Annotated in this window: 17 protein-coding genes and 1 pseudogene; 11 read left to right on the top strand and 7 right to left on the bottom strand. The window is 71.7% G+C overall.

The features are described from left to right. Positions 1 to 147: 147 nt before the first annotated feature. The 4 genes from AB0M56_RS19825 to AB0M56_RS19810 all read left to right on the top strand — a co-directional run bounded on the left by AB0M56_RS19825 (position 148) and on the right by AB0M56_RS19810 (position 5,104). Positions 148 to 2,334: an FUSC family protein gene (locus AB0M56_RS19825; protein ID WP_364178000.1), complete on the top strand. Its 2,187-nt coding sequence runs from the start codon at positions 148 to 150 to the stop codon at positions 2,332 to 2,334. 112 nt (positions 2,335 to 2,446) lie between these two features. Then, the gene (locus AB0M56_RS19820; RefSeq protein ID WP_220240556.1) at positions 2,447 to 2,641 is read left to right on the top strand and encodes a hypothetical protein; all 195 of its coding nucleotides are present in this window, start codon (positions 2,447 to 2,449) and stop codon (positions 2,639 to 2,641) included. Positions 2,642 to 2,668: 27 nt separating this feature from the next. Continuing rightward, positions 2,669 to 3,397: a GntR family transcriptional regulator gene (locus tag AB0M56_RS19815; protein WP_364177995.1), complete on the top strand. Its 729-nt coding sequence runs from the start codon at positions 2,669 to 2,671 to the stop codon at positions 3,395 to 3,397. Positions 3,398 to 3,862: 465 nt separating this feature from the next. Then, complete coding sequence (locus AB0M56_RS19810) at positions 3,863 to 5,104, top strand: MFS transporter (protein WP_364177992.1); 1,242 nt, start codon at positions 3,863 to 3,865, stop codon at positions 5,102 to 5,104. Here the strand turns inward: AB0M56_RS19810 and AB0M56_RS19805 are convergent. Beyond that, on the bottom strand, positions 4,995 to 5,591 hold the full coding sequence (locus AB0M56_RS19805) for a mandelate racemase/muconate lactonizing enzyme family protein (RefSeq protein WP_364177989.1): 597 nt from the start codon (positions 5,589 to 5,591) through the stop codon (positions 4,995 to 4,997). The two genes, AB0M56_RS19810 and AB0M56_RS19805, sit on opposite strands and share 110 nt — an antisense overlap. Positions 5,592 to 5,766: 175 nt before the next feature. Continuing rightward, positions 5,767 to 5,985, bottom strand: a pseudogene (locus tag AB0M56_RS19800) (bifunctional D-altronate/D-mannonate dehydratase); the annotation flags it as partial. 208 nt (positions 5,986 to 6,193) lie between these two features. On the opposite strand from AB0M56_RS19800, the gene AB0M56_RS19795 reads away from it, so the two are divergent. Then, positions 6,194 to 6,733 carry a dihydrofolate reductase family protein gene (locus tag AB0M56_RS19795; RefSeq protein ID WP_364177986.1) on the top strand — a complete coding sequence of 180 codons (540 nt, stop codon included), beginning with the start codon at positions 6,194 to 6,196 and terminating at the stop codon, positions 6,731 to 6,733. Here the strand turns inward: AB0M56_RS19795 and AB0M56_RS19790 are convergent. Continuing rightward, complete coding sequence (locus AB0M56_RS19790) at positions 6,716 to 7,384, bottom strand: TetR family transcriptional regulator (RefSeq protein WP_364177984.1); 669 nt, start codon at positions 7,382 to 7,384, stop codon at positions 6,716 to 6,718. The two genes, AB0M56_RS19795 and AB0M56_RS19790, sit on opposite strands and share 18 nt — an antisense overlap. 102 nt (positions 7,385 to 7,486) lie before the next feature. Between AB0M56_RS19790 and AB0M56_RS19785 the strand changes: the two genes are divergently transcribed. From AB0M56_RS19785 to AB0M56_RS19775, 3 genes are all read left to right on the top strand, one after another. Continuing rightward, entirely contained in the window at positions 7,487 to 8,317 is an 831-nt protein-coding gene (locus AB0M56_RS19785) for an SDR family NAD(P)-dependent oxidoreductase (RefSeq protein WP_364177981.1), read from the top strand. 96 nt (positions 8,318 to 8,413) lie between these two features. Next, a complete protein-coding gene (speB, locus tag AB0M56_RS19780) occupies positions 8,414 to 9,442 on the top strand; it encodes an agmatinase (protein WP_364177978.1) in 1,029 nt (342 codons plus the stop codon). A 102-nt stretch (positions 9,443 to 9,544) separates the two neighbouring features. Then, on the top strand, positions 9,545 to 10,720 hold the full coding sequence (locus AB0M56_RS19775; RefSeq protein ID WP_364177976.1) for a cytochrome P450: 1,176 nt from the start codon (positions 9,545 to 9,547) through the stop codon (positions 10,718 to 10,720). Position 10,721: 1 nt separating this feature from the next. Here the strand turns inward: AB0M56_RS19775 and pip are convergent, their stop codons facing one another. Continuing rightward, the gene (gene pip, locus AB0M56_RS19770) at positions 10,722 to 11,678 is read right to left on the bottom strand and encodes a prolyl aminopeptidase (RefSeq protein WP_364177973.1); all 957 of its coding nucleotides are present in this window, start codon (positions 11,676 to 11,678) and stop codon (positions 10,722 to 10,724) included. Between the two features lie 204 nt (positions 11,679 to 11,882). On the opposite strand from pip, the gene AB0M56_RS19765 reads away from it, so the two are divergent. Beyond that, on the top strand, positions 11,883 to 12,347 hold the full coding sequence (locus AB0M56_RS19765) for a GNAT family N-acetyltransferase (protein WP_364177970.1): 465 nt from the start codon (positions 11,883 to 11,885) through the stop codon (positions 12,345 to 12,347). Here AB0M56_RS19765 and AB0M56_RS19760 read toward each other — a convergent pair whose 3' ends face one another. After that, complete coding sequence (locus tag AB0M56_RS19760; RefSeq protein ID WP_364177968.1) at positions 12,348 to 13,670, bottom strand: hypothetical protein; 1,323 nt, start codon at positions 13,668 to 13,670, stop codon at positions 12,348 to 12,350. It lies immediately after the preceding gene. Positions 13,671 to 13,764: 94 nt separating this feature from the next. Further along, positions 13,765 to 14,193, bottom strand: a complete 429-nt coding sequence (locus AB0M56_RS19755) for a winged helix-turn-helix domain-containing protein (protein ID WP_364177965.1) — start codon at positions 14,191 to 14,193, stop codon at positions 13,765 to 13,767. A gap of 123 nt (positions 14,194 to 14,316) precedes the next feature. On the opposite strand from AB0M56_RS19755, the gene AB0M56_RS19750 reads away from it, so the two are divergent. Together AB0M56_RS19750 and AB0M56_RS19745 are read left to right on the top strand one after the other, a co-directional pair. Further along, positions 14,317 to 15,030 (top strand): hypothetical protein, encoded by a 714-nt coding sequence (locus AB0M56_RS19750; protein ID WP_364177962.1) that lies wholly within the window; start codon positions 14,317 to 14,319, stop codon positions 15,028 to 15,030. A 137-nt stretch (positions 15,031 to 15,167) separates the two neighbouring features. Continuing rightward, on the top strand, positions 15,168 to 16,025 hold the full coding sequence (locus AB0M56_RS19745) for an SAM-dependent methyltransferase (protein ID WP_364177959.1): 858 nt from the start codon (positions 15,168 to 15,170) through the stop codon (positions 16,023 to 16,025). A gap of 66 nt (positions 16,026 to 16,091) precedes the next feature. Here the strand turns inward: AB0M56_RS19745 and AB0M56_RS19740 are convergent, their stop codons facing one another. Beyond that, positions 16,092 to 17,000 (bottom strand): LysR family transcriptional regulator, encoded by a 909-nt coding sequence (locus AB0M56_RS19740; RefSeq protein ID WP_364177957.1) that lies wholly within the window; start codon positions 16,998 to 17,000, stop codon positions 16,092 to 16,094. Between the last annotated feature and the right edge of the window lie 63 nt (positions 17,001 to 17,063).

Genomic DNA, 17,063 nt, shown 5'->3' with positions numbered 1-17,063 from the left:
TATTTATCGGTATCATACCGGTGATCACTCCGAACGCACGGGAAGGCGGGTTTTGTGCTGCCCACGGCCAGGGAGTTCCGGGACAGGGTCGTCGCTTCGGATCCGGGTCTCAACCGGTTGAGATCGGCCGGTTCCGCGACGATCGGCATGGCCAGTGCCCTGGGAGTCGAGTACCTCGTGGCGAAGCTCACGGGTGCCGACGCGATGGGCACGCTCACCTCGATGCTGCTCGGCGCGGTCGTCGGGATGATGGGCTCGATGGCGCTGGGCGACGGCGGAGCGTGGGTCAAGACCCGCACGGCGGCGTTCTTCCCGGTCGCGCTCGGCACGGGCATGACGCTCGGCGTGCTCGTCGGTGACAACGGCACCCTGATGCTCGTCGTGTTCGTGCTCGTGATGTTCACGTCGGTGTACGTCCGCAAGTTCGGCGGGCCCTTCTTCTTCTACGGCTTCATGGGCTGGATGGGCTACTTCTTCGCGGCGTTCCTGCACGCGACGTTCGCGACGCTCCCGGGCCTGCTGCTCGCGGTGGTCGTGGCGACGGTGTGGCTGCTGCTGCTCTTCCTGACCGTCTTCCGCACCAACACGACGAAAACGCTGCGCCGCGTGTTGCGCGCGTTCGACGCGCGTGGCCGGGCGGTGGCGCGCGCGTGCGCCGACCTGCTCGCCAACCGCGAGCCCAAGGAGGAGGCGCGGTTGCGCCGCCGCCTGCAACGGCGGCAGGCGCGCCTCGCCGACACAGCGCTGATGGTCGAGGGCTGGTCGGCTCAGCCGGGCGCGGTGCCGCGCGGGCGTTCGGCGGCTTCGCTGCGACGTCAGATGGTCGACGCGCACCACTTGCTCGACGAGCTCGCCACGGCCGCCGACTCGTTGGTGCGCAGCGGTTCGGGCCTTACCGTGCTCGCCGCCGAGGTGGCCGACCGCCTGGCCCGCCGCGACGACCGCGGCGCGAGCGAGGTCGCCTACCGGCTCGCGGGCCACGCCGAGGGCGCCGGCGGTGCCGCGGGCGGTTGGTGGCCCGCGCGGCACTTCGCGGCGGCAGCCCTGGAGGTCGTGGCGGTGTTCGACGCCGCGCCGAAGCCCGAGGAGATCGAGGCCGAACCGGAGGACGACTTCGCGCCGGCCGTCGGGCTCGCGTTCGGCAACCTGCCCGGCTCGCCCGCCGCGGCGGGCGACGTGCCGGCTCGGCAGTCGAAGTGGAACCCCTTGGCGCGGCTGGACTTCATCACGCGGCAGGCGGTGCAGAGCGCGGTCGCGGGCGGGCTCGCGATCCTCATCGGCAAGGAACTGTCCGACGCGCGGTACTACTGGGCGGTGCTGGCGGCGTTCTTCATGTTCACCGGCACGGCCACGCGCACCGAGACGTTCATCAAGGGCTTCAACCGTGTGCTCGGCACGCTGGTGGGGTTGTTCGCGTCGGTCGGGTTCGCGGAGCTGACCGCGGGCAACACCGCCGCCGTGCTGGTGACGATCTGCGGCGCGATGTTCTTCGGGTTCTACCTGATCCAGATCTCGTACGCGTACATGATCTTCTTCGTCACGATCATGGTCGGGCAGCTCTACAGCGTGCTCAACGAGTTCTCCGCGGGGCTGCTCGTACTGAGACTCGAGGAGACCGCGGCCGGCGCCGTGGCGGGGCTGGTCGTCGCGGTGCTGGTGATCCCACTGTCCACCCGGGACACCGTACGCAACGCGCGGAACAACCTGCTGACGGCCCTGGGCGACATCCTGAAGGCCGCGGCCGAGCGGCTGGAGCACGGCAAGGCCGTGGACCCGCAGCCCGATTTCGACGCCCTCGCGCGCGCCCTGGACCACCGCCGCTACCAGCTCGCGCTCGTCGCGCGGCCGCTGACCCGGCCCATCCTGGGCGGCACGGACTCGCCGAAGCTGCGGCACCGGCTCGCGCTCTACGCGGCGCTGGCCACGCACGGCCGCGCGCTCAGCGTCGCCGTCCGCTGGCCGGAAGGCGCGTACAGCGCACACCCGGAAGGCCCGGTCGCGGCGTGCACCGCGCTGGCGGCGGCCGTCGAGGAACTGGCCGCGACGCCGGTGGGCGAGCCTGCCAAGGCGGTGCGCGGTCCGCTGGCGAGCGCCGACGTGGCGTTGTTCGCGTACACGCCGGCGGCTCCGGGGGACCGGGCGAAGGATCCAGTGCTGCTGGCGTTGAGCCACCTGTACCTGGTGCTGCGCGATCTGACGGCCACCGGCCCGATGGAGCTGCGTCCGTCTCCGGCACTCGCGTCGCCGGGGCCGCGGCTCTACCGGCAGATCCGGGCCGGGTTGCCGCCGGTGCCGGCCCCCGTATCGGCCCCCGTGCCGACCCGGGAAAACTGACATCCGCGCACGAACCGTGCCCTTCGCGACCTTCCTCTGAGACCGCCGGCGCCCTTCGGACGGCGGAGGCGCTATCACTCTCCTACTGGGGATTTCCGGGAGGAGGGCTCCGATGGCCGCGGAAACGAGGCAGACCGTCCAGCTGTGCCGGTGCGTGTGTTCGGTACTGGGACACCACCATTCGGTGTGCGACGAGCTCGCCGTGCCGGGTGCCACGGTCGCGCTGGTGTCCGGCACCGACGTGCGGGCCGTGCCCGCGTGCCTCGGCTGCCACACCGCCGTGAACCGCCAACTGGCGCGCCGCTGAGGCTTCGCGGGGGACTACGCTTTCCGGGTGGCGCGACGGAAGAACCCTGCGGTGGACCTGCCCGAGCACCCGAGGCTGACCCTGCCGCCGCGCACCATCCTGCGCGACAGCGTGTACGAGGCACTCAAGGCGATGCTCATGGATCTCGACGTCGCTCCCGGCAGCCGCCTGTCGATCGACGGCATCGCCCGCCGCCTCGACGTCTCGCCGACCCCCGTGCGCGAGGCCCTCACCAAACTCGAGTCCGACGGCCTCGTCGCGACCCGGCCCAACGCCGGCTACGTCGTCGCGCCCGTCCTCGACGAGACCGAGCTGGACCACCTCTTCGACGTTCGTGTCCTCCTGGAGCCCGAGGCCGCCCGCCTCGCAGCGGGCGCCGCCTCGAAGGCCGAGGTGTCTTCCCTGCGCTCCGCCTGCGCGGCCATGTCCGCCCACCCCGCCGGCGAGGACTACCACGCCTATCGCGACTTCGCCGTCCTCGACGCGCGCCTCCACCGCGTCATCGCGGAGGCCTCGGGCAACCCTCTCATCGCCGACGCCCTCGCCCGCCTCCACACCCACACCCACGGCTACCGCCTGTACTTCCGAGTGGGCATCGCCGCCGAGACGACGCGCGAACACGCTGCCATCGTCGAGGCGATCGCCTTGCACGACGGCCCCTCCGCGGCGGCCGCGATGCGGACGCACCTGGACCGTTCGCGGGTCCGGCTGCACAGCGCCGACGACGGCGGGCCCGGCCGGTCCGAAGAGGACTGATCGGGGCTGTGCACGGGCACTGATTCGCTTTGCACGACGGCCGCGCGGCCCAGGCCACCGCCACGAGCACCGGCCGCTCGCGGTCGGCGGGGCGGCGGTTGCTCAAGCAGCGCGGCCGGGTCTGACCGCGCCGGCGGGGTCGCCGGCCGGCTGGCGTTCGCCTGAAGCGAGGTCGCCGCGACCCAGTCGTGGTGTTCAGCCGTCTCGACCGTTCGCGCCCGGAGGCGCGACCGGTCCTCAGGCGACGGGCGCGAGATTGCTCATGGCGCGCTTCGCGTCGGGCCCGGCAGGGGGAGCCGCCTGACCGCACCGGATTTCGGTAGCCGGCGACCGGTCGTGCGCTGCTAGGTTCGTGGGAGTCGCCCGGGCCCGCATTGGTTCGGGCCTTACCTTCCCCCGGCGACGAGGGCCTCGGGTCGCGTGGCGATCGTGGTTCGCCCCGTCGGGTGGCGTGAAGGAATGTCGATGTCGGGCGCCGGTCGTTATCGGTCGCTGTTGTGCACGCGGGGTGCGGCTGCGTTCTTCGTGGCAGCCGCGGTGGGGCGCGTGGGGATTGCCATGACGGGGCTCGGCCTGGTGTGGCTGGTGCATGCGCGCACCGGGTCGTACGGCACGGCCGGGCTCGCCGGGGGCGGGTTCGCTCTTGCCGAGGCGTTGTGGGGGCCGCAGGTCGCCCGGCTCGTCGACGCGCTCGGGCAGACGCGCGTGCTGCCGTGCTGTCTCGTCGTGCACGGCGGCGCGATCGCCGTGGTGCTGGGGTCCTCCAGCGTGGCGGCGGAGGTCGTAGCCGCGAGTTGTGCCGGTGCGGTCGTGCCGCAGCTCGGTGCGCTCTCCGGGGCACGGTGGGCGTACCTGTTGCGAGAGCGGACCGAAGAGCTGCCCACCGCCTTCTCACTGGAGTCGCTGGCCAACGCCACCGCGTTCCTCCTCGGGCCGGTGCTGGTCACCTCGTTCGGCGCGGCCGGTGACGAGACGTTGGCCACCGCCGTCGCGGCGAGCCTGATTCTCGGCGGGGGAGCGGTGCTGGCCGGCCGGCACCGCACGGCACCCAAGCCCGCGAAGACCCTCCACACAGGACAAACCCTGCTTCGCCCGGCCTTCGCCCGGATCGCCCTGATGAATCTGGCCCTCGGCATGTACTTCGGCACCACGCAGGTCTCGGTGAGCGCCTTCGCCCTCGATCACGGCGCCCCGGCCGCACCGATCGTCGCCGTGGCCGGCGTCAGTGGGCTGCTGTCCGGCTGGATCTACGGACTGCGCCACCACCGCACCCCCGCCCGGCGCCGGCTCCTCAGAACCAGCGCCTACCTCACCGGTGCATCGGTGTTGCTTCCCCTCGCCCCCAACGCACTCTGGCTCGCCGCCGCCCTCGCCCTCACCGAGGCGGCGATCCCGCCCGCACTCGTCCTGCTGAACGTCGAGACCGAGAAGTCCGTGCACCCCGCAGCGCTCACCCAGGCGTTCACCTGGAACAACTCCGCCGGCGCAGCCGGTTCTGCTCTCGCGGCCTCCCTCGCCGGACGAGTGGCGGACGGTGGGGGCGCCACCGCCGCACTGGCGCTGGCGCTGGTCCCCGCGGCCGGTCTCCTCGCGTTGGTCAGGCCACCCGGCGATCGTCCATCGCGTCGCGGTTCCACGGGATGCCCAGGCCCGGCGTCTCCGGGGCGACGGCGTGCCCGTCGGAGATCGTCATCTCGCCCGTCGTGATGGCGCGCAGCTGCGGGATGTGCTCGACGTAGCGGCCGTGGGGAATCGCGGCGGTCAGGCTGACGTGCAGCTCCATCAGGAAGTGCGGGCACACCTGGACGTTGAACGCCTCCGCCAGGTGCGCGACCTTGAGCCACGGCGTGATCCCGCCGACGCGCGCGACGTCGACCTGCACGATCGAGGCCGCACCACGGTGGAGGTAGTCGCGGAACTGCGCCACGGAGTAAAGGGACTCCCCGACGGCGACGGGGATCGGCGTGGCCGCGGCCAACCGGGCGTGACCGGCGACGTCGTCGGCGGGCAGGGGCTCCTCGAACCAGAGCAGGTCCACCGCCTCGAACGCCTTCGTCCGCCGGATCGCCTCCGCCGCGGTGAGGGACTGGTTGGCGTCCACCATCAGGTCGAACCGCGGCCCGACGGCCTCGCGCACGGCCCTGAGCCGCTCGAGGTCCTCGTGGGCGGTGGGCTTGCCGACCTTCACCTTCACCCCGCCCCACCCCGCGGCCGCGGATTTCCGCGCCCGCGACGAGTTCGTCGGTGCTCAGGTGCAGCCAGCCGCCTTCGGTGTCGTAGAGCGGCACGCGTGGGGCGAACCCGCCGGCGACCCGCCACAGCGGCTCGTCCGCGCGCCGGCACTTCAGGTCCCACAACGCCGTGTCCACCGCCGCGAGGGCCAGCGACGTGATCGCGCCGACGGTGGTGGCCCGCGTCGAGGCGAACAGGTCGTGCCAGACCGCCTCGATCCGGCGCGAGTCCTGGCCGATCAGCCGGGGCAGCAGGTGGTCGCAAAGCAGCGCGAGCACGGCCGTGCCGCCGGTGCCGATCGTGTAGGAGTAGCCGAGCCCGGTGCCGCCGTCGGCGGTGGTCAGCTCGACGAACACCGTCTCCTGCTTGAGGAACGCCTGCACGGCGTCGGTGCGCTCCTGCTCCACCTCGAGATCGACGAGAAACGCCTCGGCCTTCACGACCACAGCCACGCGGTCCTCCTCGCTGACTCGGCAGGGACAGTGCACGATCCTATAGGAAAGTGCACCGATGAGTTTCCGTGCCCGCGCCGGTCGGTACGGGAAACGACCACGGAGGTGTGGAATGGGCAAGCTGCTCTACTCGGCGGCGATGTCGCTCGACGGGTTCATCGCGGGGCCGGGCGGCGACATGCAGTGGGTGAAGGAGTTCTTCGGCCCCAACCCCGAGATCGACCGGCTGGTGGCGGACATCGGCGCGCTGCTCGTCGGGCGCCGCACGTATGGCGGCGACGATCCGTACCGCGACACGGAAGCCGAGGGCAAGGCCTTCGGCGGCGCCTGGGAAGGGCCGCAGTTCGTGCTGACGCACCGGCCCGCCGAGCCGGCGCCCGACGTGACGTTCGTCGACGACCTGCGCCGCGGTGTCGAGCTGGCGAAGGCGGCCGCGGGGCAGAAGTACGTGAACGTCCTCGGCGCCACCGTCGCGCGGGCGTGCCTCGATGCGGGGCTGCTCGACGAGGTCCTCGTGTCGGTTTTGCCCGTGCTGCTGGGCGACGGGGTGCGGCTGTTCGACCGGCCCGGCGGCGATCCGGTGCGCCTCGAACGGAAGTCGCAGACCGAAGCACCGCTCGCGACGAACCTGTGGCTACGCGTCGTGCGCTGACGAGATCAGGCCGGTGAGGACGGCTTCGGTGAGGTGGCGCAGCCGCGGCGTGAACTCGACGACGCCGTGGCCCAGCCGCGGGTCCTCCCGGTAGAGCTGCGCGAGCGTCTCGGGCGGGTGCGAGATCTGCCAGAACGAGGCGGCCAGTGACGTCACGGCGCCGACGACGTGGCGTCCGCCCGCCGCACCCAGCCCCGGAAGTGTCCGGGTCAGGAGGGCGGCGATGTCCTTGACGGCTTCCAGTGCGGACAGCTTGAACGCGCGCACCGACTCGAGCGACACGTGCCGTTCGAGGGTGAGCGCCGCGTGGGCGAGGAGGTCGCAGAAGAGCGGTCGTTCGTCGAGCGTGCGCGCGATGACGCCGGCGACCTCGGCCGGTGACGCGCCGGTGGTCTCGTCCAGTGCCGCGTGCAGCCCGGCTGCCCAATCACGCCAGCCCTCGGCGGTGAGGTGGAGGTAGATCTCTTCGCGGGTCTCGAAGTAGCGCAGCAGTGCGGACTTGTGCACGCCGACTTCGCCGGCGATGTCCCCGAGTGTCACGGCCCGCACGCCGTCGCGGGTCGCGAGCAGCCGTGCCGCGGCGAGGATCGCCTCGCGCCGCTGCTCTTTGTGCTCGGGGCGCCGCGCCCGCTGGAAGTCGGAGGTGACCACTCGCACAGGTTACCGCAACGCCGTTGTGTTGTTAAGAGAACGTCGTTGCGCTAACTTGGCGATGCGGGGAGCCTCCCCGCTCGAGGCGAGAGGGATCGAACGATGAGCAAGGTGTGGCTGGTCACGGGTGGTTCGCGCGGTCTGGGCCGGGCGGTGGTGGAAGAGGTGCTGGCGGCAGGCAACGACGTCGTGGCGACGGCGCGCAACGTCGACTCCCTGAAGGACCTCGACGAGCGTTACGGCGATCACCTGCTGCGTCACCCCCTGGACGTGACCGACCCGGCGCAGGCCGAGGCGGCCGTCGCGGCGGCCGTGGAGCGGTTCGGGCGGCTCGACGTGGTGGTGAACAACGCGGGCTACGCCAACCTGGCCTCGGTCGAGGAGGTCGACCTGGCCGACTTCCGCGCGCAGGTCGAGGCGGTGTTCTTCGGGACTGTGCACGTGACCAAGGCGGCGCTGCCGGTGTTCCTGGCGCAGCACTCGGGGCACTTCATCCAGGTCACGTCGATCGGTGGCCGGGGGACCGCGCCCGGCATTTCCGCTTACCAGAGCGCGAAGTTCGCGACGGAGGGCTTCTCCGGTGTGCTCAACGACGAGGTATCGGGCCTGGGGATCAAGGTCACCATGGCCGAGCCGGGCCTGATGCGCACGGACTGGTCCGGACCGTCGATGGAGGTCCGGCCCTACAAGCCGGAGTACGAGCCCACGATGGGCCCGCTGATCGAGCACCTGCGGAGCAAGCGGGGCATCGAGCCGATCGACCCGGCCGCGGTCGCGCGGGTGTTCCTCCAGGTCGTGGAGATGGCCGAGCCGCCGCTGCACCTCGTGCTCGGCAGCGACGCCGTGACCATGGTGCGGGCCGGGATGACGAAGCTGATGGCGGAGGACGAGCGCTGGGCCGAGCTCGGCCGGTCCGTCGACTTCGCGAGCTGAGCAGCGCCGAACCGAGCTTCGCGGGGGTTCGAGCGGAGGCGAATCGGGGCAAAACCGGGACACCACGGCGGTAGGTTGGCCCGCAAGGAGGACGTCATGGCTCGTTACGGCACCCAGTTCGGCCCGGACCTCACCTTCCTCGGCGTAGCGCGCTGCGATTGGGCCGATCCCGCCACCTACGCGGGCGCCGACGTCGTGATCCTCGGCGCGCCGTTCGACGGCGGCACCTCGCACCGCGCGGGCACCCGGTTCGGCCCGCAGTACATCCGGCAGAGCTGTTATCTCCCGGCCGACGGTTCGCGCCCGTCGCTCGCCCTGCGGGTGGACGCGTTGCGGGACCTGAAGGTCTTCGACGCCGGCGATGTCGAGATGTACTCGGGCGACGCCGAACGTTCGGTGCGCTCGCTGCAGGAAGCGGTGTACGCGGTTACTGCCACGGGCGCGATCCCGCTGGTGCTCGGCGGGGACCACACGATCGCGTGGCCGGACGCGGCCGGGGTGGCGCAGCACCTCGGCCAGGGGCGGGTGTCGATGGTGCACTTCGACGCGCACGCCGACACCGGCGACATCGCGTTCGGCTCGCTCGTGGGCCACGGCCAGCCGATGCGCCGGCTGATCGAGTCGGGTGCGGTGCGCGGCGACCGGTTCCTGCAGCTCGGCCTGCGCGGCTACTGGCCCGGCCAGGAGACGCTCGACTGGATGGCCGCGCAGGGCATGCGGTCCTACGAGATGACCGAGATCGTCGCGCGGGGGCTCGAACAGTGCCTCACCGAGGCGTTCGGGATCGCCACCGACGAGTGCGACGGCGTGTTCCTCTCGGTGGACATCGACGTGTGCGACCCCGGCCACGCGCCGGGCACGGGCACGCCCGAGCCGGGTGGGCTCACCGCCCGGCAGCTGCTGGATTCCGTGCGGCGCATCGCGTACGAGCTGCCGGTGGTGGGCGTCGACGTGGTCGAGGTGTCGCCGCCCTACGACCACGCGGACATCACGTCCTTCCTCGCGAACCGGGTGGTGCTGGAAGCGTTGTCGGGCATCGCGCGCCGGCGCCGCGACCACGCCGAGGGCACGGTGTGGGACCCCACTCGGCCGCTGCTGGCCGATCGGCCCGACCGGCGTCCGTGACGGGTCCGGTGACCCGAACGCGCGACGTTTTCCGCCCGTGCGGCCGATGCCGCGTGCCCCGCGCGCCCCTACGGTGGTGAGTCCTCGGAGTGGGGAGGACACGTGGCCAAGTCGGTCGAGGAGATCCTGGCGAACGTCGACCTGTACGCCGAAGACCAGCGCGAGAACCTGCTGGCGGCGGCCGCGGCCGCCAGAAGCGGTTGTCCCGTCCCGCACACCGACGCCGACGGCGGCTACCACCTGCTCACCCGGTACGAGGACGTGCGGGCGGTCTGCGCCGCGCCGGAGCTGTTCAGCTCGGCGCAGCCCGCGATCCGCGGCGTGCCGGTGCGGGTGATCCCGATCGACACGGACCCGCCCGGCCACCGTGAGTACCGGCGGATCCTCAACCCGTTCTTCACCCGCGCCGCTCTCGCGCGGTACGAGCCGCAGCTGCGTGAGCTCGCGCGCACGGCGATCGAGTCCTTTGTGGACCGCGGCGCGTGCGATATCGTGGGCGACTTCGCGATCCCGTTCAGCGCCGGCTCGCTCGCACGGATCGTCTTCGCGACGGACAACCGCGACCTCGTGGACCGCGGGGTGGCGGCCGCCAAGGAGGCCGCGGTGACCAGCAGTCCCGAGGCGTTCCAGACACTCGCGGGCCTGGCGATGGAGGCCCTGGCCGAAGCCGAAGCGAAGCCGGACGACGGCGAGGCCGGCGTGCTGCGCGCCCTCGTCACCGCGACGATCGACGGCCGGGCGCTCACCCTCGAGGAACGGCTCGGCATGGTGACCACGCTGTTCCTCGGCGGCCTCGACACCACGCGCGGGGTGATCGCGAACATCGCCTATCACCTGGCTACCCGCGACGACGTCGAGCCGATCCTGCGCGATCCCGGCGGCTGGCAGCGGGAGCTGGAGGAGTTCCTGCGGCTCGAGACCACCGTCGCGTTCATGGCGCGCACGGCCACCCAGGACACCGAGATCGGGGACACGCCGGTGAAGGCGGGGGAGCGCGTCGCCGTGTTCTTCGCCGCGGCCAACCGCGATCCGGCGCGGTTCGAGCGGCCCGACGAGCTGGTATCCGACCGTCCGAACGTGCCGCACGTGTCGTTCGGCTTCGGCATCCACCGTTGCCTGGGCCTGCACTTCGCGCGTATTCAGCTGGCGGTGGCGTTCGAGGAGCTGCTGGCCCGGACCACACGGTTCAGCCTCGCCCCGGGTGCGGAGATCCGGCGGCAGGTCGGGCTCAGCCTGGGTAGTCCGTACCGGCTGGACGTGACGTTCGACCGCGCCTGACTCACGCGGGTTCGAAGCCGGCGATCGCCTTCGTGACCGCCTCCCCCATGGCGGGGCTGCCGGTGTGGCCGGAGTCGTCGATCACCACGAGGTCGGCGGACGGCCAGGCCTGCACGAGGTTCCACGCCGCCCGCAGCGGCACACTCAGGTCGAGCCGGCCCTGGACGAACACGGCGGGGATGTCGTGGAGGCGGTGGACGTTCCCCAGGATCTCGCCGGCTTCCAGCCACGCGTGGTGGCCGTAGTAGTGCGCGCACATGCGGGCGAGCGTGATGAGCTCTTCCTCCGGGCGATCGCTGTACTGGCCGGGTTTGCCCTTGATCTCGTGCGCGATCACGGCGTCTTCCCAGGCGCACCAGTCGCGCGCGGCCTTCAGCTGCGCCGCTCGGTCGGGCGAAGCGAGCAAACGGGAGTACGCGGCGAGCAGATCACCGTCGCGTTCGGCCTCGGGTGCGCCGGCGCGAAAGGCCTCCCACTCGCGGGGCAGCAGCCGCCCGAGGCCGCGGTAGAGCCAGTCGACCTCGTCGGGAGTGCTGGTGAAGGCGGCGATCAGAACCAGATCCGAAACGCGTTCGGGGTGGCGCTCGGCGTAGGCGAGCATGAGCGTCGCGCCCCAGGAGCCGCCGTACAGCATCCATTTCTCGACGCCGAGGTGCTCACGCAGGCGTTCCATGTCGGCGATCAGGTGATGGGTGGTGTTGTGCTCCAGGCTCACCGCCGGGTCCGCGATGTTCGGTACGCTTTCGCCGCAGCCGCGCTGGTCGAACAGGATGATGCGGAACTTCTCCGGGTCGAACCCCTTACGGCTGTTGCGTGTCCCGCCCGCGCCGGGGCCGCCGTGCACGCACACCACCGGTTTGCCGTCGGGGTTGCCGCTGGTCTCCCAGTAGATCCGGTTGCCGTCGCCGACGTCGAGCAGGCCGTGCGCATACGGTTCGAGCGGCGGGAACGGGGCCATGGCGGGATCCTCCAGGGTGTCGGTGGCCCGGGAAGACTACTGATCGGACTTGGCGGGGACACCTCGTTTTCCCGCCGCCCGCGAAGCGCTCAGGTCCGCCGGCACGTCTCGGCGGTCGCCTCGGCGTGCGTTTCCAGCTCGCCGGTTGAGGTCACTACACATTCGATATTTACATGATTAATCGACATCGTTACCGTTTCCTGAATGGACCACATCGTCACCGCGGTATCCGCGGAACTGATTCCGGCGCTCGTGTCCTCGGTGGACGCGTTGTTCCGCGAGGACGGCGGCCGCCACGACGACCGGATGGACCTCGCCTGGCCGCGGCGCGAAGGCTCCGCCTACTACACCGCGCTGCTGACCGACGAGGACGCGCTTTGCCTTGTCGCACAGGGAGAACACGGCGTCGCCGGGCACCTCGTCGGCCGGCTCCGGCGGCACGACTCGTTGCGCCCCGGTGCCGTCACGGCGATTCTCGAAAGCATGCGAGTCGCCGCTGAGAAACGCCGAACCGGGATGGGCACCGCGCTCGTCGAGCGATTCGACGAATGGGCGAGAAACAACGGTGCGGACCGATTCGAGGTAACCGCCTATGCCGCCAACACCGACGCCCTCGCGTTCTACCACCGGCACGGCTTCCGCGAGTTCGAGCTCACCCTCCGGCGCTGATCACCCCGTGGAGATGTCCAGCACTGCCTTGCCGTCGAGGACACCGGAGAGGCGGACGGTCACCATGTGGCCCGCCGTGCCGAAGGATCCGCTGCCACCGACACCGAAGCTCATCTCGCCGGAGGCCTGGAGAATGCGGACGCCGCTCGAGGTGACGGACGCGGTGAACGTCATGCCGCTCGCGGTGATGTCGGCCTGGCCGGTCACGAGGACCTGGCACTTGCCGCCGGCGCACGCGCCCAGATCGGTGCCGTTGGCGGCGGGCGGCAGCGTCGGGGGCGGTGAGCCGAGCGGGCGGCACTGCGGGGCGACGTCGTGAGAGTGGGCCAGCACCGGGTTCGCGGCCGCGATCGTGGGCAGGTCGGGCGTGGGCAGGGCGATCGTCGCCAGCACCCCGATGATCTGCTGCGCCTGTGGTTTCAGCTGCTCGACGGGCTGGAAGTCCAGGTCGGGCATCCGAGAATCGCTCGACGGCAGTTTCGGTACCACCGCGCGCAGCGAGGCGAGCAGGCTGTCGTGGTACTTGTCCGCCGCGGGGATGCCCGAGGGTGTGACGGTGCCCAGCGTCTCGACCAGCTGGGCGACGCCGGAGCCGGCCGAAGAGATGAAGCTGCTCAGGTCGAAGCCGCTGAGGCGGGCGTAACGCGGATCGGTGATGACGAGGTCTTCGATTTTCTGCGCCTTCAGAGCCGCGGTGGCGGTGACCGCGCCGCACATCGTGTCCGCCCACGCCACGAGCGGGCGCGTCGGCGCGGCGTCGTCCACGGGACCGAACTGCTGCAGGGGCGCGCAGGCGGACGCGACGTTGTACGACGCGTTGAGCTTCGCGTCGCCGCGCACCGCCGTCGTCAGGTCGGCGGCCGCCGGCTTCAGCGCGGCGACGGCGGTGGCGAGCTCGCGGGCCTGCGCCAGCGTCGGCTGCGCGGTGGTCTCCGGGGGCGCCTTCTTGGTCACGTCGTCGAGTGACTTGCGCAGCTGCGTGACGAAGGCGTCCGCGGCCTTGACGCCCGACGGCGGCATGGACTTCAGTCCCGACCCGGCCTGGCCGATCCGCCCCGTGATGCCGCTGACGTAGGAGCTGATCTCCGAGGCGAGGAAGTCGGCCTGCGACGGGTCGGCCGCGGTGTGGTTCACCTCGTCGATCCCGGCCTGCAGGCCCTGCAGCGCCTGCACGCTCGTGCACACCGTCTGCGACCACGCCACGAGCGCCCGGGCGGCGGCGGGCACCGGGGGCAACGGCGGGGGCAGCGCGTGCCCGCCCGTGGTGCACCCGGCCGCGGCCAGCGCGAACGCTCCCAGCACGACCGCCGACCGAACCCGCATCTCCGACTCCCTTTCCCCGGTGGGCGCAGACTAGGCCGGCCCCTCCGGGAGGGGTCCCCGACGATCGGGGGACTCCACTGTGGACGGTTCCGGATCAGGCGGGGGCCAGCACGTAGCCGACCCCGGGCACGGCCTGGATCAGCGGCGGGTCGCCCAGCTTGCCGCGCAGCCGGCTGATCCGCCCGGGCAGCACGGTGGAGTCCGGGTGGTCCATCGCGTCCCAGCCGTGGTCGAGCAGGTCGGTGTGGCTGACCGGCGTGCCCTGGCGCGCGGGTCGACCTGGCGCCGCCGCAGGACCTGGGCGACGAGATCGCGCCGACCTGGACCAGCTCGCGTGAGCTGGACTTCGCGGTGGTCGTGTCGGGTGAAGGCGAGCCGAACCGCGTGGTGCTCGCGAAGCGCGTGCTGACGATGAGGGTGCCGGTGGCCCCGGAGGCGCAGGTACTGCTTCCAGATCCAGGGCACGGACGGTGTCGAGGTGTACTTCAGCCGGCCCATGCCGGTGCGCGGGGCCGTGTGTCACCCGTGAAATTCCGTCACCCTGGGTGAGCAAGTGGGGGCGGGTTTACCCGATCGGGCGGAGGTTCATAGGATCTTGCCGCCGGTCGTGCCGCGGGCTCGCGGTCCCGGCGGTGTGGAGGTCTGGATGGCAGACACGGGGCCCGGCGCAGGTCGCGATGAGCTCGACTCGGTCGCGAAGCTGGTGAGCCTGTCGGAGACGGCGCCGATGCCGCGCATCGACGGCGAGCGGCCACCGCTGGTCAAGCGGCCGAAGCCCGAGCCCGATCCGAGCGGGCTGTACCCCGAGCCCGCCACCGCGCCGCGCACCTCGGGCGAGGGCCCGGTCACGAAAACGCAGTCGATCGCCGGCGAGCTGCCGCTGGGGCTCGACGCGATGTTCGCCGCCTCGGGGCCCGAGCACGAAACCGAACGGACGCAGACCTCGCCGCCCGTGGCGAACCGGCGCAATACGCGGTACGTGGTGATCGCCGGCGCGGTGGTCGTCGCGCTGGCCGGGCTCGGCACGTGGGCGCTGTGGCCCGCGCCGGAAAGCGGCTCGGCCGGTCGGCCCGCGGAAGTGCCGGTCGCGCCGTCGAAGCCCTCGTCGGCGCCGCCGGCGGTCACCACCATGACGGCGAGCCCGACGCTGCCGACGGCGACCGACCAGGTGGACCACACCACCGTGCGCACCACCGAGGGGCAGAAGTCCTCGCGGCAGCCGGCCGGCGAGCACCCGAGCGCGCCGCACGGGACGTCGGCAGGCACGACGTCGGGGGACCTCTGGAGCTCGGCCGTGAGCTCGTACCTCCAGGACTGGAGCAGCCGCCACCAGCAGCCACCGAGCCGCCACCGCGGCTGACGGGCGCGGAAGGCGCAGGTAGCACCGATTTCCGCGCCCGACGTGCAGCTGAACGGACGACCTCACGTAACCGGAGGGGGTCAAGGTACTACTCTGAGTGGGTCAAAGCCGCCCCCGAGCCGCCTTGCGAGGTGCCCATGCCCAGCGCTCCGCCGTCCACGCTGTCGCCCAGCCAGGTTCCCGTGGGGGTCGACCCGAACCGGCCGAGCATCGCGCGGATCTACGACGGCTTCCTCGGCGGCAACCATTACTACGAGGTCGACCGCGCGGTCATGGATAAGATCAGCAAGGCCGTCCCCGAGGCCGTGCACATCGCGCGCGGCAACCGCGGTTTCCACAACCGCGCGCTGCGGATGCTGGCCAACCAGACGGGCATCCGCCAGTTCCTCGACTGCGGTTCCGGCCTGCCGACCGCCGAGAACACCCACCAGATCGTGCAGCGCGCCCACCGCGACGCGCACGTGGTCTACGTCGACAACGACCCGGTGGTGCTCGCCCATGGCCGCGCGCTGCTGGCCGAGAACGAGTACACGCACATGGTCGACGCCGACATCTTCCGGCCGGAACTGGTGCTGGAGAACAAGACCGTGCGCGAGTACATCGACTTCTCGCAGCCGCTGGGCCTCCTGCACATCGGCACCATCCACCACTTCGAGGGCGACGGCGCTGTCGAGGTGATGCGCCAGTACATCGACGCCCTCGCACCGGGTTCGTTCGTGGCGCTCGCGCACTTCTACGACCCCGAGGTGCCGGAGCTGACCGCCGTCGCGAAGCGGATCGAGGAGATCCTCGTGTCCGGCCCGCTCGGCGCCGGCCGCTTCCGAACACGCGCGGAGATCGAAGGGATGCTGCCGGGCCTGGAACTGCTGCCGCCCAACGCGACCAGCGGCCCCGGCATGTCCGTCTGCGACGAGTGGTGGCCGGACGGCCCGCGGCTCACCCCGCTCAGCGACTCGGCGAAGTGCGTCGCGGGGGTCGTCGGCCGCAAGGCGTGAGCTGACCTTTCCGGAGATCCCCGGCACCCGCGTGGTGCCGGGGATTTTTCTTGCCTGGCAACGGGTTCAGGTCGGCAACGCGCGTGGCGCCGTGGCGAGCACGTGCTTGCGGAACGTCTCGCTCGCCGGCGGGAGCACCCGTCCGGCGAGCTGGGCCAGACCGATGTCTCTTGCCGCGGGTACGTCCGTGACGCGCAGGTGCGGGGTCGTCGGCGCGGTCGCCGCGGGCGGGAAGGTCGCGGTGTGGGGGAGCGGCAGCAGGGACACGCCGAGCCCCGCCGTGACGAGCCCGCGCAGGGTCTCCACCTCCTCGCCCTCGAACCCGACGCGCGGCGTGAACCCGGCCTGCGCGCACAGCTGTTCGGTGGTCTCGCGCAGCGCGTATCCCCGGCGCAGCAGGATGAACGACTCCTCGGCGACGTCGGCCAGGCGGGCCTGCTTGCGGCGTGCGAGGCGGTGTTTCGGCGGCACGGCCAGCAGCAGCGGTTCCTCCAGCAGCCGGACCCAGTGGATCAGCGGGTCACCCGGGTCGCCGCTGGTGAGCACGAGGTCCGCCGTGCCGTCGAGCAGTTCGCGCGCCAGGCCTTCCTCGCCGTGCTGACGCAGCTCGAACCGTGCCCTGGGGTGCGCGGCGCGGTAGCTGCTCACCACCGGCGGCACGAGCCAGGTGCCGAACGTGTGCAGGAACGCCAGCGGAATCACGCCGGACTCGGGATCGACGGCTTCGGCGACGGCGCGCAGACCCTCGTCGTAGCGCTCCAGGATCGCGTCGACGTGGGTCGCGAAGGCGTGGCCCGCGGGCGTGAGCCGCAGCGCGCGGCCCGAACGCTGGAACAGGGCGGCGCCGGCCTCGCGCTCGATCCGGTGCAGCGCACGGGAAAGCGCGGGCTGGGTGAGCCGCGCGCGGGCCGCCGTGTCGGTCACCGTCGCCCCGCGGGTCACCTCCCGGAAGAGTCGCAGCACGTGCAGATCCATGCCATACATACTGCCACGGCATGGAATCGAGGAGAAAGAGGCATTGGACGCATACCGGCAGGC

The sequence above is a fragment of the Amycolatopsis sp. NPDC051372 genome, from assembly GCF_040682095.1.
GTDB lineage: Bacteria > Actinomycetota > Actinomycetes > Mycobacteriales > Pseudonocardiaceae > Amycolatopsis.
The sequence above is the reverse complement of the archived record's forward strand: the minus strand, read 5'-3'. Positions and strand labels throughout refer to the sequence as shown.